At 30.3% G+C, this 15,313-nt stretch carries 18 protein-coding genes; 3 read left to right on the top strand and 15 right to left on the bottom strand.

Annotated features, from left to right (window positions below; all coding sequences use genetic code 11):
- Nucleotides 1-3 precede the first annotated feature (3 nt).
- From BVC87_RS16355 to BVC87_RS16405, 10 genes are all read right to left on the bottom strand, one after another.
- A complete protein-coding gene (locus tag BVC87_RS16355; RefSeq protein ID WP_075343479.1) occupies nt 4-705 on the bottom strand; it encodes a glutamine amidotransferase-related protein in 702 nt (233 codons plus the stop codon).
- 118 nt (nt 706-823) lie between these two features.
- A complete protein-coding gene (locus BVC87_RS16360) occupies nt 824-1,159 on the bottom strand; it encodes a lipocalin/fatty-acid binding family protein (protein WP_075343480.1) in 336 nt (111 codons plus the stop codon).
- Nucleotides 1,149-1,634 (bottom strand): DinB family protein, encoded by a 486-nt coding sequence (locus BVC87_RS16365; RefSeq protein WP_075343481.1) that lies wholly within the window; start codon nt 1,632-1,634, stop codon nt 1,149-1,151. Before BVC87_RS16365 ends, BVC87_RS16360 begins: the two co-directional genes overlap by 11 nt.
- A 156-nt stretch (nt 1,635-1,790) precedes the next feature.
- Nucleotides 1,791-2,492 carry a hypothetical protein gene (locus tag BVC87_RS16370; RefSeq protein ID WP_143569810.1) on the bottom strand — a complete coding sequence of 234 codons (702 nt, stop codon included), beginning with the start codon at nt 2,490-2,492 and terminating at the stop codon, nt 1,791-1,793.
- Between the two features lie 11 nt (nt 2,493-2,503).
- A complete protein-coding gene (locus tag BVC87_RS16375) occupies nt 2,504-2,953 on the bottom strand; it encodes a hypothetical protein (RefSeq protein ID WP_075343483.1) in 450 nt (149 codons plus the stop codon).
- Nucleotides 2,954-3,000: 47 nt separating this feature from the next.
- Entirely contained in the window at nt 3,001-3,582 is a 582-nt protein-coding gene (locus BVC87_RS16380) for a TetR/AcrR family transcriptional regulator (RefSeq protein ID WP_075343484.1), read from the bottom strand.
- A gap of 322 nt (nt 3,583-3,904) precedes the next feature.
- Entirely contained in the window at nt 3,905-4,270 is a 366-nt protein-coding gene (locus tag BVC87_RS16390; RefSeq protein ID WP_075343486.1) for a hypothetical protein, read from the bottom strand.
- 4 nt (nt 4,271-4,274) lie between these two features.
- On the bottom strand, nt 4,275-5,099 hold the full coding sequence (locus BVC87_RS16395) for a DUF4241 domain-containing protein (protein WP_075343487.1): 825 nt from the start codon (nt 5,097-5,099) through the stop codon (nt 4,275-4,277).
- Between the two features lie 15 nt (nt 5,100-5,114).
- A complete protein-coding gene (locus tag BVC87_RS16400) occupies nt 5,115-5,483 on the bottom strand; it encodes a hypothetical protein (protein ID WP_075343488.1) in 369 nt (122 codons plus the stop codon).
- Nucleotides 5,484-6,224: 741 nt separating this feature from the next.
- On the bottom strand, nt 6,225-7,367 hold the full coding sequence (locus tag BVC87_RS16405) for a LytR/AlgR family response regulator transcription factor (protein WP_075343489.1): 1,143 nt from the start codon (nt 7,365-7,367) through the stop codon (nt 6,225-6,227).
- 96 nt (nt 7,368-7,463) lie between these two features.
- Between BVC87_RS16405 and BVC87_RS16410 the strand changes: the two genes are divergently transcribed.
- Genes BVC87_RS16410 through BVC87_RS16420 form a run of 3 tightly spaced genes read left to right on the top strand, consistent with a single transcriptional unit; the run spans nt 7,464 to nt 9,341 of the window.
- Nucleotides 7,464-7,889 carry an OB-fold protein gene (locus BVC87_RS16410; protein WP_075343490.1) on the top strand — a complete coding sequence of 142 codons (426 nt, stop codon included), beginning with the start codon at nt 7,464-7,466 and terminating at the stop codon, nt 7,887-7,889.
- A 5-nt stretch (nt 7,890-7,894) separates the two neighbouring features.
- Nucleotides 7,895-8,440 carry a YceI family protein gene (locus BVC87_RS16415; protein WP_075343512.1) on the top strand — a complete coding sequence of 182 codons (546 nt, stop codon included), beginning with the start codon at nt 7,895-7,897 and terminating at the stop codon, nt 8,438-8,440.
- Nucleotides 8,427-9,341: a DUF5777 family beta-barrel protein gene (locus BVC87_RS16420; protein WP_075343491.1), complete on the top strand. Its 915-nt coding sequence runs from the start codon at nt 8,427-8,429 to the stop codon at nt 9,339-9,341. Before BVC87_RS16415 ends, BVC87_RS16420 begins: the two co-directional genes overlap by 14 nt.
- A gap of 49 nt (nt 9,342-9,390) precedes the next feature.
- Here the strand turns inward: BVC87_RS16420 and BVC87_RS16425 are convergent, their stop codons facing one another.
- The 5 genes from BVC87_RS16425 to BVC87_RS16445 all read right to left on the bottom strand — a co-directional run bounded on the left by BVC87_RS16425 (nt 9,391) and on the right by BVC87_RS16445 (nt 15,306).
- Nucleotides 9,391-9,933 carry a porin family protein gene (locus tag BVC87_RS16425; RefSeq protein WP_075343492.1) on the bottom strand — a complete coding sequence of 181 codons (543 nt, stop codon included), beginning with the start codon at nt 9,931-9,933 and terminating at the stop codon, nt 9,391-9,393.
- 119 nt (nt 9,934-10,052) lie between these two features.
- Entirely contained in the window at nt 10,053-10,703 is a 651-nt protein-coding gene (locus BVC87_RS16430) for a glycoside hydrolase 64/thaumatin family protein (RefSeq protein WP_143569811.1), read from the bottom strand.
- A 173-nt stretch (nt 10,704-10,876) separates the two neighbouring features.
- A complete protein-coding gene (locus tag BVC87_RS16435) occupies nt 10,877-11,419 on the bottom strand; it encodes a DUF2911 domain-containing protein (RefSeq protein WP_075343494.1) in 543 nt (180 codons plus the stop codon).
- 70 nt (nt 11,420-11,489) lie between these two features.
- The gene (locus BVC87_RS16440) at nt 11,490-12,734 is read right to left on the bottom strand and encodes a PepSY-associated TM helix domain-containing protein (RefSeq protein WP_075343495.1); all 1,245 of its coding nucleotides are present in this window, start codon (nt 12,732-12,734) and stop codon (nt 11,490-11,492) included.
- Between the two features lie 214 nt (nt 12,735-12,948).
- Nucleotides 12,949-15,306 carry a TonB-dependent receptor gene (locus BVC87_RS16445; protein WP_075343496.1) on the bottom strand — a complete coding sequence of 786 codons (2,358 nt, stop codon included), beginning with the start codon at nt 15,304-15,306 and terminating at the stop codon, nt 12,949-12,951.
- Nucleotides 15,307-15,313 lie beyond the last annotated feature (7 nt).

Below are 15,313 nucleotides of genomic sequence, written 5' to 3' on the forward strand. Positions count from 1 at the left end.
AACTTATTTTCCTAATGTTTTATTTATAAATTCAATAATTATTGGGCTTGGGTTTTCTTCTGATGATGTTAAGGCTGGTTGAAATAACGTACCTACAAAAAATGGGTGTGTTTTTATTTCAAATGAACGAAATTGATCTTCTTCTGATTTTGAGGTGAATGTTAAACCATGTTGAATTAGTACATCTATATATTTTTCATTAACTCCAAAGCTGCAATAGTATTTTCCTAAAATTTTATCTGCTCCAATAATCTTACTTAACAAACTATCTTTATTAAGAATAGCTAAAGTTTCTTGTTCTCCTATTAATGAACAAGATAATTTTTTAATGAGTAGGTCTGAACTATCGGGATTTGTTTCTTCATGATCTGCATTCTCAATTTTACATACGTTTTTTCCAAACTCAATAATCATATGTTGAAATCCTCCACAATTGCCAAGCGTTGGAATGTTATTTTCTCTTGCATATTGTATGGCATCTAAAACCTTTTCCATATTTCTATATGGACTTCCTGGTGCTATCCAAAGTCCTTTATAATCGTTCTTTTCAAAAACAATTTTTGAGTCAAAAATATCTGTCCCTATCCAGTCAAATTGGATTTCTTGTTGTAAATATTTTTGAATTTGCCTTGTGCTGTTGTTAAGTGAATGAAGTGTTGAGTGAACGGGATTGAAGTCTCCAAGAATTGCTATCTTATGAATCATTGATTTATGGTTGAGCTGTTATTAGTGATCACAATTAAAGGGATCTAATATACCTATTTTTTGTAGGCAAAAAACACTTTTAATCAGTCTTAACAATTCTTTATCAATTGACTAGTTTTTAGTCTATTTCTATATATTCTGATTTTCCTCCAGATAAATCTCCATTCAACCAATTCCAGTCAAATTCTAATTTCAGTTTCCCGTTTTTTGTTTCTGAAACTATTCCTTTAGATTCTCCTGCTTTCAATTCTCCACTTGTAGTTAAGCATTGATACAGGATTTCTATTTTTTGACCTTCAATTTGTTTTCCTATAATGAGCCCTTCTTCTATTGGACCTCCTTTATATTTTCCTGTTATTTTAGTTCCATTCTGAGCATAGTGAAAAACTGTTTCATTTGATGATAATCCATTTTTATTTTCAGCGGTCACAAATTTTTTGCCATCAAGATTCATTAGAGTTTAAATTTTTAATTCGTTTTTTTATTAAAATGATTTGTCCCAGATGATAGTACGTGTGCTCTATCATTGCATCAATATTTCTGTAATAAGTTCCATATTTTTTATCGACAAAGTCGTCCTGTATTTTTTCTTCAGGCATTTTTTCAACAAGATCAATAAACTTCTCTGCATCAGCACAGAATTTATTGACTAATTCTAGCCAATTCTGCTCTGATTCTATCGGCGGGGCATCAAAACTGAATTTATCTCGTATATCTAGCGTTCCTCCTTCTAAAACTTTTGCTACTCCAGCTATATAATAATCAATATGAAAAGTTAAATCAGCTATCGTATTAAAATCATCCACTTTTTGAATTGCATGTTGCCAATCTACATCAATAATTTGTGCTTTAAAATTAGTCCCTAAAACCCATTTTCCTTCAGTAAAAATTTCCTTCAATCGATTCGCTAAGTATATATTGAGTTTCATTTTAATTGCCTAATTTTTTGAATAATGAATTATAATAGATTTATCTACTATTTTTCTGTTTACAATATAGTTTAATTCTAGTAAAAAACGGCTGGAGCTTAACCCCAAACCGTTTTTAATCACTACATTCTACGATAATATACTCTTCTATATTTTTTATGGAAATAATGTGAAATGTGTATAAAAGACCTCCTCTCTTTCAGATTTCAACATATTCATTTTATTAAACTTGTCTGCTTTTTTAGGATTACTCCATTCTATAATTACAATTTGATTTGGTGCTTTATTTCCTTGTAAGTCTTCATAACCTGCTACAGGTTGATTTAAGATAATTTTACCTCCATATTTATGAATCATATTTGTTTGAACCATATCTTTTGTCCAGTATGTTTTTACTTCATACATTTTGTTTTGATCCATTACCAAATTTTTGTCTTCTTGTATGGCAATCATATGTGCTTTAAATTCATTCCATATTGGTGTTCTTAATTTTTTCAATTGCTCAGGTGTATAATCACTCATAAAAGCTTGGATAGATTGCATATTTGGCCATTTGAACAATCCGATAAAGTTATTAGGTTTGAAGTTATTGGCTTTCACAACATCATCTATATGAAGTTGACCTAGAGGTGTGAATCCGTTTTTCATTGCAGAAGGCATTATTTTCCCAAAGTAATCTTGTAGTAGCTTTTCTTTACCTTTCTTTTGATCAGCTATAGCTACTAAAAATAATTCTCCTTTTTTTAGTGTTATGGTATGTGTTTTTGGCATTGTTGAATTCGCTACTTTCATTTTCTGTGCATGACAAGCAGACATAATGATTAATGCTACGGTTATAATTGATAATCGTGTTTTCATAATAATTGGATTTATTTTTTAATTGAAATGGTTACTATTGGATCATTTTTAGATGGAGTACCATGCCAGTTCCAGTTTCCTGTTGCCGATCCATCATCATTAAAAGTTAGATGTGTATTTACAGCAAACAAGAATTGTCCATTAACCTTTGTGGTGCATGTACCCTTGTAAATTCCATCTTTGTCTTTATTAAGTAAGCTTATTATATCTCTTATTTCATTACCGTTTTTATATGAGTATAAAGCTGTTAGTTGATTGTTATTTAGTGCTACACGATCTATAGAAACGGTACCTATGGTTTCTATATAATAATTGAATTGTTTAAAGTGTTTTTGGTAGTGTACTGCTCCATCTATTGCTGTATTTAGAATCATATTATTTTTTGGTGTTGGGTGTGGGTTAGTGAATGAGAAAAATGTTAGTCCTATTAAAATTATGACCAGTGTTATTTTGTTTTTCATGATATTGGCAAATTAGACCGTTCTACTTGTTTTTAGTTTAAATTTTTTTATCTCTTTATAAATTCAAAAGAAAGCTTGAACCATACATCCATATAGTCTTTGTTTCTTAATACTTTCATTCTTGAAAAAGTACCATAAAATCCAGCATGTAGGTATTCTGCAATCTCTAATGCAGTGAATTTAATAGTAATTTCTTCTAATTCTTGACCTTTACGAACAACATCAGTCAATATCCTTAGCCAACTCATGAATTGCTCATTCGCTTTTAATGCCATGGTATCGTTGATTCTGCCAATTTCTATACTCATATTGTTAACGATACAACCGCTTAGAAAATCATCTTTCTCATTGGTTTCTATCATAAAGCGATAAAAAGACTTGAGAGACTCTAGAGGCGATACTTCTGATCTATTGAAAAAACTTTGCATCCACTCCGCATTGGTTTCTCCATAACGCTCAATAACTTTGTAAGCAAAGTCTTCTTTAGATTCAAAAAAATTATAGAATGAACCTTTAGGTATACCTGCTTCTTTAAGAATTTTATTTATGCCTACATTATGATATCCATTCTTACGAAGCACATCATAACCGACGTCTAAAATTTCTTCTATGTTATGTTTATATCCCATATGATGGTATAAAGATAGACAATTTTTTTAATTTAGACCAATTGGTTTAATTTATTTTTAAGGATAATGTTTTGATCGGTACTTTATTTTATGCATGTATGGCTACAAGTAATCATCTATTTCATTTTCGCAGTATCATTTTTCAGTCGCTTTTTTCCTTGGGTTATCCATAAAATTGGCCCTATAATTCCGATCATAGAAATTAAAATCCAAGTAATTTTAGACCCATTAAAATTAGTATTTAAAATAAGATAGATTGCTTTACAGGTTGTGAATATTGACCAAAAACAAACTAAAATTACTACTATTACGATTATCGGATTCATTTTTGGTTGTTTATCTTAGGTTTATTTAACCACTCTATTTCATACCCGACTTCTCCTTCTTCTAGTTCTCCTACTTTAAATTCTAAAATTTCAGTTGCTATTTTTTTGAATTCTGTTTTCCATTCAATCCATTCATCCTCTTTCATATTTGCCATAAAATGAAGTCCGCTAGGTTCAACCGATGCGAAAATGGATTTTTCTTCTTCATTATAACTAAACCAATAAGGAAGTCCTATTTCTCCTTTTCCTTCTTTTCCGAACCCGATCCAACCATTCATTTTTTTATAGATCAAAGGTACTTTATCCCAAATTTCTTGAGGCAAATCATATCTTATATTCAAATTACATTCGTGAAACTCCATTGTATTAAATATTATCTAAAACCCCAAAATCGATTACTAAAGCGCAAATATAATTGTCCTTATCAATTCCCCAATAGGCAGGATAACTCCCATCACCATACCCAGTACAAAATTGGATAAGGTTATTCTTTTCTCCTAAGTCTACATTTATACAACTAGATTTAGTGTAGTTTTTCAAATCGTACTCTGAATACTTAAATATATATTCAAAAAAATCGAATTCGCTTTTCTCTGTGTTTTCTTTTAAATAATCTGATCTTTTTTCATAAAAAATTATACCGGATTTTCTGTCGAATAAAGTAAGAGTAGCTGCTTCAGTATTGGTTCCATAAAGGCTACCTCTTTCTAAATTATAAAGGTTGTGACTGGTTTTATGAGCTAAAATCCATTGAGTTGCTTTATGATTTGTAATATTTAATTCCACAAATGCAGTTCTGTCTCCATGATCAATAGTATTTGCAATAATCACATTTATGTTATATGCACCATGTTTTAATTGTATCACAAAAGGGTTAGAGTCAGGATAAAATTTATTAGGAGGATCTTTATGTTCTCTTATGTCACATAAAACTAACTCTCCTGATGTAATATTCAAATTACCTAATTCAAGTAGTTCAGTTTTATATTTTTCATTTTTCTGGCTGAAATCCTTATCCGTTTTTAGCTTCTCAAATAATGGGTATTTAGTATTGACCTTTGTTCCTATTTCATCTATAGTAAATAAAGTAGCTTCCTCTTTTATATTTTTTGTTGCGCTCTTTTTATTTCCGCAAGCGGAAAGAATGATAAAAATTACTAAAGAAACACTAATAATGAGTAGTATTTTCATGTTTTGATTTTTGTTCTACTTTGTTTTCAATTCATCCATGTATTCATCAATCAATGCATAAAACTTAACAATTGATTCAGAATGCTGTGTATTCGTTACACTAATATCATAATTCTCCCACTCAATATTCTGAGGGTCAAACCCCATGATATTGGCAAGTATCATATTAGCCCATCCTGCTGTAGCATAATTGTAACCCAGTTTGTCAGCTACCCAGTCGAAAAAATCTAAAGAAATTCCAAAATCATCTTCAAAATTATGATCTTTCATTGCTATTTGATAACCAAATAAAAATGAAGCTATTGATTTTAATGTATTTTGACCTGTCCATAGCATAGGCCTTTTTTGCATTCTTTTCAGTAAATTATATGTTTTGCTATTCATAGTTTAGTCAATTCTTTCAAGTTTGTTCTTTTCAAATTTCCATTTCAATATATTTTTAGATTACAAAATTACTTAAAAATTAAAGGCCTCAGATTCTTCATAAAAAATAAAAGGGACAGCACTGGGTAAAAGTGCTATCCCTAGAACAAAAAACCTAAAAAATTGATTTAATCGACACAATTACTTGTCTTACTAATTATTGATATACTCTTTGTTAATCTCCCTAAAAAAACTCTCTAACAAAAAGCTTTTATTTTCTTTATATAGTGAACTACCTTTCTTCAACTGAAATAACTCACTTTGGTTTTCACCTTTTTAATTATATTTTCTGATACACTTCTAAAATATATAGAGACGGATAATTAAATCGCTACCTAAAAAGAACAACAAAAGTTGTTAGAGAGAAAATCTAGGGATCGAAAAACTCCTATGAAATCATCAACAATCTACACTCTTTGATCGCTCTTATTTGGGATTACCTTTATCGTTGTCTAGCATAACTGGCTGCTCTAGCACAATCTTGTAGAATTAGTAAAAAATTACTTAGTATTTTCTGTGTTCTTTTGAATAGTAGTTTCATCATTGCAAATAAGTTTTATAGTTTTTTATATCATTTTTTGATTACACTACAAATAACCACGTAATGCAAAGAATTGACACTATAAACCTTATTAAAGAGGAAAAAAAGAGATTAAAAGGTGAAAATAAGAAGTTGAATTTTTCGCCTTTTTAGCTAAACAACTACATATTAAGCCATTGCCTAAATTCTGCTGCCTTGTTTTTACTGATTAAAATTTCTTCTGAAGTTTTTGAAATTAATACAATCTTTAATTGACTCTTACCGTACTTAATAATTTTATCTATTGCAGAGATACTGATGATGAATTGACGATTGGCTCTAAAGAATAATGTAGGGTCAAAATTAGAATACATATCATCTAAACTTGCGTTAGATGTAGATTTCTTTCCATCAAAAGTAACTACATAGGTAATTGTATTTTCAGTATACACATAAGCAATATCGTTAATTAAAACAGGAACTAGTTCATTTCTAATATAGGTAAGTATTCTTTTCTTATTGGGTTCTGATGCAACTTCTGTATTACCTACCACTTCTACTGCTTCTTTTTCTTCAGCTTTTTCTAGGGCTTTTGCTTCTTCTTCCATCTTCTTCTCCTTCTTTTCTTTGTAAGAAACCAAATCCGTATTCAATTTAGATAAATTAATCACTTCTGTTTCTAGTGTGGTATATTTTAATTCTAATTGCTTTTCATACTTACTACCAATTATCCGTACTGCTAATGATGTGAGTATAATCACAGAGATACCCATGATTAAGAAAATTAAGTAGAAATTTCGTTTCAATCTTTTCATTTGTAAACGAATGCTATTTATGTTGACATTTGCTCCTACTAATAAATCTGAACTTTTAACTGGTGCTATGTGTATTACTTCAGAAAAATTTTCTTTTTCAGTGGTACTATTTACTAATATATCGTACAAATCATCAGAATTGTTCTTCTCTTTTAAAGAAGCTAATAAGTCATCGTCAGAATTTACTGGCTGACCTAATTCCGTAATATTAGGATGGCATACTTTATTACCCGACCAATCGAATACAGAAATAAACCATGTATCCGTATCAGTTTTTGTAATTGTATTTTGTAAATGATCTAATACCTCTTGTTTCTCTATGTTTTTGCGAAGTTGAAAATCCATTAGGTTTGCCACCTCGTTGGCTTCTCTTTTACTTGTCTCAACCTGAACTTCTATTAATTGATTGGCACTAGCTTTAATGAAATATTTAGCACCAATCACAGAAATAATTAAAAAAACTATGGTAATTGATAAAACGGTAAATAGATATAGTCTGTCTTTTCTCATTTTTTAATAAATGGTTAACATCTATTTTTCCTTTTCAGCATTTTATTTTCCTTTTCAACCAAAATTATTCTAATTTTTTTAAATTAAGCATTTACTTTGACAAAAATTAAATATAAATCCGTGGTTAAGAAATACGGTCTTTTTTTTATCGTTGTAGGTCTTTTCATATTCCTCTTTACAACTTTTTATAAAAAAGGGGTAAAAGATGTGAGCCCTAAATTCTCAGTTTCTGCTGAAAATGTAGTTTCTCAATTTCATAACAATGAAATAGAAGCTACAGAAAAGTATAGTAACACCATTATTGAGGTTTATGGTAGAATTAAAAAGATTTCGCATTTAAACAATAGAAGAACAATTATTCTACAGGGTAATTCTTCCTCTGCTATTATATGTGATTTAGACGATGCTGAATATATAAACATAGATACTTTAAAAATAAATCAACAACTATATATAAAAGGGATTTGTAAAGGATATTTAAAAGATGTTGTGCTTTTAAATTGCTTTATAAAGACCGAATAATTATCATGAATAAACTAAAACTATTACTCATCTTTTCTATATTCTCTCTTGGGAATAGTGTAGCTCAGCAATTTATTGCTCGGCAGGGTCAAGTAACATTTTTCTCCTATGCTTCTGTTGAAAATATAGAGGCGAAAAACAATCAAGTACTAAGTATACTCGATTTTGACAAAAAGGAAATTGCAGCGAGTATGCTAATGAGAGCTTTTGTGTTTAAAAAGGATTTAATGCACGAACATTTTAATGATAGCTATATTGAATCTGATTTGTATCCTAAAGCTACATTTGAAGGTTTTTTATTAGAAGGGTTAGAAAATGCTGGTCCGCAAACTCAATTGATTAAAGGTAAAGTTACCATTCATGGAATTACTAAGGATGTTGATATAAAGACTACTATTCAGAAAACTCCAGAAAGCTATAATTTAACCGGAGAGTTTAACCTTACTGTAAACGATTTTAATATAAAGATTCCACCAATTTTATCTAAAAACATTGCCAAAATTGTGCTTGTTAAATTTAATTTCCAATACTTGCCTCATGAAAATAATTAATCAAAAATATATAGCACTATATATACTTTTTACATCCACTATTTGTAGTGCTCAAAACTTACTTAAAGAGTTAGATAAGGAATATCCTGATACGCCAACATATGAAATAGCAACTTTTAAAACCACTAGAATTGGACTTTCTCATTCTATTGAAACACGAAAAAAGGGAGCTCTAGAAATTAGTATGTTTAATCGATTTTGGAATCGTCCACAAGGTGGTAAACAAGGTTTTTTAGCTGATGAAGTAAATATTAGATTAGGTTTAGACTATGCTTTTACTGATAATTTTACCGCAGGGATTGGATATGGTACTTATGATAAAATTACTGATGGATTTATAAAGTATAAATTTGTAAGACAACGAAAAGACTCGAAGAAAAGTCCTTTTAGTATTGCCTTTTATCAAGAAGCTTCTTTCAGAAATATTTATTCTGAAACTGGAATGAATCCTTTTTACGGTACAGTTACTAAAGACAATAGTAAGCTTTATGGATTTACAAGCCAATTTATTATCGCTAGAAAGTTTAACACAAAGTTTTCTGCTCAAATTAGTCCTACTTTTATTACTAGAAATAAAAGCTTTGCTCAAGACGATATTAAAAGTCAATTTGCTTTAGGTATGGGAGCGAGATATAAAGTAGGCCATCATGTTTCTATAGTGTCTGAATATTATGCAAATTTCAATCCCGTGAAATCAGTAACTACATATAATCCTTTTATGATTGGTGTGAACTGGGAATTGAGCCATTTATTACTCCAATTTCAAATGACCAATGCTAGAAACTTTGCTAAAGATGCATTTATTGGACAAACTACTAATAATTTTAATTTCCATGATGGAAATTTCCATTTTGGTTTTAATGCTACCTTTGTACTCCATACCAGTAAAAATAAATTATAAAAAAAGAGCTCTAAAACAGAGCCCTTTTTTTATAATTTATTTTTTTTCATCAAAACTGAAAACCTACTGATAGCTGAAAAGCTCCATTTTGAAGATCAGGATTTTCTTGCATTGGAGTAATACCTAAAGCATATCGTGTTTCAAAAAATAATCCATTTTTTAAATTAACTCCAAAACCAAAATTAGCAGCTACATCAAAATTGGTTAAGTCTGGTTCACGTGTAAAAACATCTCCTCTAAACTCATCATCTAATAAAAAAGAAAACTGTGGTCCAACCTGTAGTGAGAATACTTTTCCTAAATAAAATTTTGTCATAATAGGAATTGCTAAATAATCTACTTTCAGTTCATAAATAGGATCTGAAGTGCCTAACTGAGTATATAATACTTCAGGTTGAATAGAAAACGAATCTCCTAATTTTACTTCTGCTAAACCTCCAACATGAAAGCCTGTTCTGGAATCTATACTCGGATTGTCTCCTAAAATTGTGGAAAAATTAACACCTCCTTTAAGCCCAAACTTTACTTCTTGAGCATTAGCTGTTAAAAAGAATACTGTTGTAACTAAAATCCCTAGTAATAGTTTTTTCATAATAATTGTTTATAGTTTTAATTAGGCTTTTTTTTACCCAACTATTATACCATAAACATTATCTAGAATCAAAAAAATGTTTAAAAAAAGCCTAACGAAATTCGTTAGGCTTTAAAAATTTATGCTGGTTCTACTTCCGTTAAAATAACTTGTAAAACACCGCCTCTTCCTGTTCTTTGAATATTACAAATTCTTTCTGTTTGAGCTGGTCCAACTGGTAAAGTAGGACATGGTTTATCTCCAACTAATCGAATACAATCTGTACAGTTCACTGGAAAAACTCCTGGATTTCCTGAGTTTAAACCTAAAGCTTTATTGTAGATACTATCTATGGCTTTTTTTTCAGGTCCATATGTCCATCCACCATCTTTATCTACTTTCATTTGAATAAAACTATTTACTCCATTTACACAGCTAATATCAAATGCTTCATCACAACCAGAGCTTGGATTTAACGTAAACTCTGCTATACTTGTACCTTCTGCACCTCCATTAAAACTAGCTCCTGGTACTGGACATTGAGGTTCTATGTAAAAACAAACATTTCCACTAAAGCATTTTCCTTTAGGATCAAATTCATAAGTACTATTTGCTCCTAAAGTAAATTTACCCATTAGATCATTTACTTTTTCTAAGTTATCAAAATCTGATACTGTAGCTGGGCTACCACAACAAGTGTTACTTGGATTTGCAGCTGCAAAGGTTAAATACACTTCAACTGCTTCTTTTTTAGTATTCGTTACTGATAATTTTGTATACGTAGTAGACATAGTATTAATTTTTAAGATTTTACACTTCAAAATTCCAATTTTTACATCTTCAAAATTGTATAAAACCCATAAGTGCAGTTTTTTTTGGAACAAGAGTCTCTATTTAAAGAACTAAAAAAAAGCCTAACGATAATTCGTTAGGCTTTTTTATCTATTTGATTTTTAAGTATATCTTATCCTTTTACAGGTACAGAAACTACAACATCTCCCCAACCCATGTACATAGTTGCGTCGTTATCTTTTCCGTCAAAAGTAATTCCGAAAGCTTCTACAGCTTCTTTTCCTTTACTTACTTTTCCTGTTACTCTTACTACATCTTCGCTATCTTTATAGAAATAAGCTCCCCATACATTTTTAGCTGTACTTAAAATTACAGTCCATTCTTTTTCTCCTGGAATTGTAAACAATGTATACGTTCCTGCTTTTACTGATTTACCTCCGAAAGTAACATCTTTATAAAAAGTAATTTCTGGTGCTTCATTAGCTCCTGTTCTCCACACTTTTCCTGCTGGTGCTAATTTTTCTAAAGATCTTCCTTTTAATTGTGGACGGCTGTAATATACTTTTACTAATTTTTCTGGCACTCTATAACTACCTGGATACGCAGATGCATCCATAGGACTTTTATCTAATCCTGGAAACTTTTGTGCAAATGCTTCAGTTGAAAATACTAAAGCGAATACAAACACAACAATTGATAAAATCGATTTTTTCATGATTGGCTGTTTTAAATTATAATTTAGGGTGTTGGTCTATAAAATTACAGATCCTTACTCCAACAAAGTATTAAATTTTTGTGAAAATCGATTTTTGCTTTGTTATTTCGAATAGAAATAGCAGCAAAACACTAACTCCAAATAACGGAAAAACGATCCCTAACAATATTATTAACGCTAGTATTCCTTTACTTACATTAAAATTATTAGGAGATTTTGGTACACTCCATGTTCCTTTTTGTTTTCTTAATACATAAGAAAAAATTGCTGCAACACTCATTAGTGTTAATAGAATAGCTACAGCAAACATAAGATACCAATTCCAACCTCCGAACTGTCCTTGATGAAAGGCCATTAGCCACATTCTAGCTTGCATTAGTATTCCTACATCACTCCAGTTATGAACTTTTACTATTTTACCTGAATACTGATCAAAATGAATCATTTTTTGTTCAGATAAAGGAAAGGTTTTGTTTGAAACAGAAAATGTACTTTTCGGAGATTTTGGTAATCCTATCATCAACTCTCCAGATAAATTTTGTTGTTTTGCTATAGTTAACATTGTATCTAAGGATAAGCTTTTACCATCTATATTTGATGCTAAACCTCTTCCATTCCATGTTTTTGGATATCCTGTATTTGTAATTTTTTGAATCTTTTTAAAATTTCCACCAAACACATCTGTCCAAGGAAAACCACCAGCCAACACTATTAATAACAAAATAGAAATCCAAAAACCAGATACAGCATGAAGATCTCTAAAAAATAATCGTCTTCCTTCTTTTATACGGATAGTAAAAACTCCTTTAACACCTCTTACAAAAGGCCACCAAATGTATAAACCTGTTAAAATTAATACGACCATCCAGCTTGCAATCAGTTCTACGATCTTGGTTCCTACTTTTCCTCCTAATAATTCTCCATGTAATTTTCTTACCTTATACATCCAAGTATCTTTAGCTTGAAATGTTCCTGACACTTCTCCTGTATATGGATTTACATATATAGACTTTTTCCCTCCAAACCTTCCAGCAATAAATTCAGTACTTAAGCCATCATTAGTAGTAACTACTACTATGTTCAGTTTTCTTTTAGAGTGTTGTTGCGCAATATCCCATTGTGTTTGATACGATAACTTTTCAGTATTCTCATAAGGCGATACTTTTTGGATATTGTGGACTACTTTATCTTCTACATTGGATTTAAACAAATAAATAGTCCCTGTTATAGATAGTAATAATACAAACGGTAATGATAATATACCTGCTATAAAATGCCACTTCCAAAACCATTGATTTAATTTTCTGTTTTTCATTTTACAAAAAATACTATCTAAAACTTTCAGAATATAATGTTATATCTTGTCAGTTCGAGTGATCCCGATAATTATCGGGATTGTATCGAGAACAATTTGATAACTTCTCGATAAAAAATTATCCTACATTTTATTTCGAATAATTTCACTCGAAGTGACAATTACTTTTTATCAGTTATACTTCCAAAAACTGTTTTAGATAGTTTAATTAAATTTAAAAATTATACTTAATTCCAAAATGAAAAGCTCTTGGATTACCAATGCTGTAACTATTTTCTTGCCTCCAAACATTATAACTTGCACGAACTGCATATAACTCGTCGAATATATTTAGTGCTTGTCCCCATATCTCGAAATCTCCATACCTATAATTTGTTCTAAAGTTAAATACATGATGACCATCATATGTAGTGGTTCCTAAAATATCATTTCCTAAAGCATCTGTTCCAATAATAGCTTGACCTTCAAAACTTGTATTGTAGTCGCCTACTTGTTCATGCTCTAGTGTTAATGATAAATCTTTAATAGGTTTATATGTTAACAATGAAGTAGCTAAATAATTTGGAGCTGTTTGCATATCTGTATTTGAATAATCTACATTATTATCGAAAAATGATATATACTTATGTGTTGCATAACTTCCATTATAAGCTATCGTTAGATTATCTAAAATTTCATATTTCAATCCTAACTCTATTCCCTCAGATCTTGTTTCTCCAGCATTTAATTGTTGAAAATCTCCTGCTGCATTTCGAATTGAAATTAATCGATCTATACCATCTAATCGATATACGGCAAGGTCAACTTTTAATTTTGAGGGTATTGAGAAATAACCTCCTATTTCATAGTTATTGAATTTAGCAGGGTTCAAATCAAAAATGGTAGCTCCTGAATCGTCATTGCTACTATTCCTAAATAATGTAGAAGTTTGTGGTGGCGTAAACCCTCTAGAATAATTACCATAAAATCCTAATTTTTCATTCACATTGTAGTTAAATCCAAATTTAGGTGCTACGCTATTATAATCTACTTTAGTATCTACCACTCCTGCTTGACTTTCAATTAAATTATCATAATCATAGATAAATTCATCTATTCGAATTGCTGCTGTCAATTTTAATGCTTCTATTGGTGAAATTTCAAATTGAGCATATCCTGCATAATTGAAAATATCTGCTTCATAGTTCAAAATAAAGTCTCCAGAATTTATTACAAAATCAGTGTTTTTTCTGGTTGCTGTATTTACTGTTACATCAATAGTTTCCGCTACATAATCTTGTGGTGAAAAATCTGCGGTAGCTCCAACAACCAAAGAAGCGTCAGAAAAATTAAAATCTAATTTATGTTGAATTAAACCAACATAACTTCTAAACTGATTCGAATTGATTTCTCCCGAACCTGTTCCTGTTAATACACCTGAATTTCTATTCTGGCGGATTCTATACGACGGAATTTGGTTCATGATGTTATTTCTATAGATAAAATTGAATGATGTTTTGTTATTATCATTCCATCTTTTATCTAAAGTAGATCTAAAACGCAATGCTTTCGCTTCTCTTTCCGTAAAGGTTTGATCACTTTCGTAATTTCCTTGTAAAAAGTTCGGTTCAGAGATTGATCCTGACATATCCGATCTATAATCGATATAGCTAACAGTGTTAGTCCATTGTAACGTTTCTGAAAATTCATTTACGTTTTTAAATGTTAAGGCAAATTTTTCATAATCTGAATGTCCTACTGGACCATTACTTCTTTGAATATAATGTCCTCCAACATAGAAACCATATTTATCATTTGCTGTTGTAGAAGCCTCTAGTTCATATCTGGAAATCCCTAAATCATTTACTTGAATACCTAGCGAACCTCCAAACTCTTTCTTTGGGTCTTTTGTGATAAAGTTAAAACTACCACCTACAGCTTCACTACCATAAATACTAGATGCTGGTCCTTTTAATACTTCAACTTTTTTAAACGTAGTATTGTTCATTTCTAGTAAAGCATTATGATTAAACACAGCAACTGGACGAATAGGTAAACCATCTTCTACATACAAGAAAAGAGATCTTGTTGAAATAGGAGAACGAACCGCCATGAAATGTTGTTCATTACTAGAAGCTTTAGATGTACTCATAAACACACCTGATACTTGATTTACTAATTGCTCAATACCAAAAGCTTTAGTTTCTTCAATATCTTTAGCGGATAATGTTCCTATAGATGCTGGTACTTCTTTTCTTTGTTGTGCTTCTCTACTAGCTGAAATAATTACTTCTGTTAAACTCTCATCTTTTTCTTTTAAGATTATGGTATTGACTTTTGAATTTAACACTACTTTTTGAGAAGAGTACCCCAACATAGAAACCAATACTTCTGGATGATGTAAGCGTATAGAAAAATTTCCATCCAAATCCGTAATTGTTCCTTTCTTTGAATCTTCTATCGAAGCTATTGAAACTCCAACCAACACTTCTTTATTAACATCAACAACCTTACCTCTAAATACTTCTTGTGCCATTATTTTAGAATATGGCAATACAATTCCTAACAATAGGAATACTATTATTTTTTTCATCAATTCT

The organism is Tenacibaculum agarivorans, from assembly GCF_001936575.1.
Taxonomy (GTDB): domain Bacteria; phylum Bacteroidota; class Bacteroidia; order Flavobacteriales; family Flavobacteriaceae; genus Polaribacter; species Polaribacter agarivorans.

Coding starts and splice junctions, on each gene's coding strand:
- BVC87_RS16355 (WP_075343479.1), bottom strand. CDS start 705: ATGATTCATAAGATAGCAATTCTTGGAGACTTCAATCCCGTTCACTCA.
- BVC87_RS16360 (WP_075343480.1), bottom strand. CDS start 1,159: ATGAATCTTGATGGCAAAAAATTTGTGACCGCTGAAAATAAAAATGGA.
- BVC87_RS16365 (WP_075343481.1), bottom strand. CDS start 1,634: ATGAAACTCAATATATACTTAGCGAATCGATTGAAGGAAATTTTTACT.
- BVC87_RS16370 (WP_143569810.1), bottom strand. CDS start 2,492: ATGAAAACACGATTATCAATTATAACCGTAGCATTAATCATTATGTCT.
- BVC87_RS16375 (WP_075343483.1), bottom strand. CDS start 2,953: ATGAAAAACAAAATAACACTGGTCATAATTTTAATAGGACTAACATTT.
- BVC87_RS16380 (WP_075343484.1), bottom strand. CDS start 3,582: ATGGGATATAAACATAACATAGAAGAAATTTTAGACGTCGGTTATGAT.
- BVC87_RS16390 (WP_075343486.1), bottom strand. CDS start 4,270: ATGGAGTTTCACGAATGTAATTTGAATATAAGATATGATTTGCCTCAA.
- BVC87_RS16395 (WP_075343487.1), bottom strand. CDS start 5,099: ATGAAAATACTACTCATTATTAGTGTTTCTTTAGTAATTTTTATCATT.
- BVC87_RS16400 (WP_075343488.1), bottom strand. CDS start 5,483: ATGAATAGCAAAACATATAATTTACTGAAAAGAATGCAAAAAAGGCCT.
- BVC87_RS16405 (WP_075343489.1), bottom strand. CDS start 7,367: ATGAGAAAAGACAGACTATATCTATTTACCGTTTTATCAATTACCATA.
- BVC87_RS16415 (WP_075343512.1), top strand. CDS start 7,895: ATGAATAAACTAAAACTATTACTCATCTTTTCTATATTCTCTCTTGGG.
- BVC87_RS16420 (WP_075343491.1), top strand. CDS start 8,427: ATGAAAATAATTAATCAAAAATATATAGCACTATATATACTTTTTACA.
- BVC87_RS16425 (WP_075343492.1), bottom strand. CDS start 9,933: ATGAAAAAACTATTACTAGGGATTTTAGTTACAACAGTATTCTTTTTA.
- BVC87_RS16430 (WP_143569811.1), bottom strand. CDS start 10,703: ATGTCTACTACGTATACAAAATTATCAGTAACGAATACTAAAAAAGAA.
- BVC87_RS16435 (WP_075343494.1), bottom strand. CDS start 11,419: ATGAAAAAATCGATTTTATCAATTGTTGTGTTTGTATTCGCTTTAGTA.
- BVC87_RS16440 (WP_075343495.1), bottom strand. CDS start 12,734: ATGAAAAACAGAAAATTAAATCAATGGTTTTGGAAGTGGCATTTTATA.
- BVC87_RS16445 (WP_075343496.1), bottom strand. CDS start 15,306: ATGAAAAAAATAATAGTATTCCTATTGTTAGGAATTGTATTGCCATAT.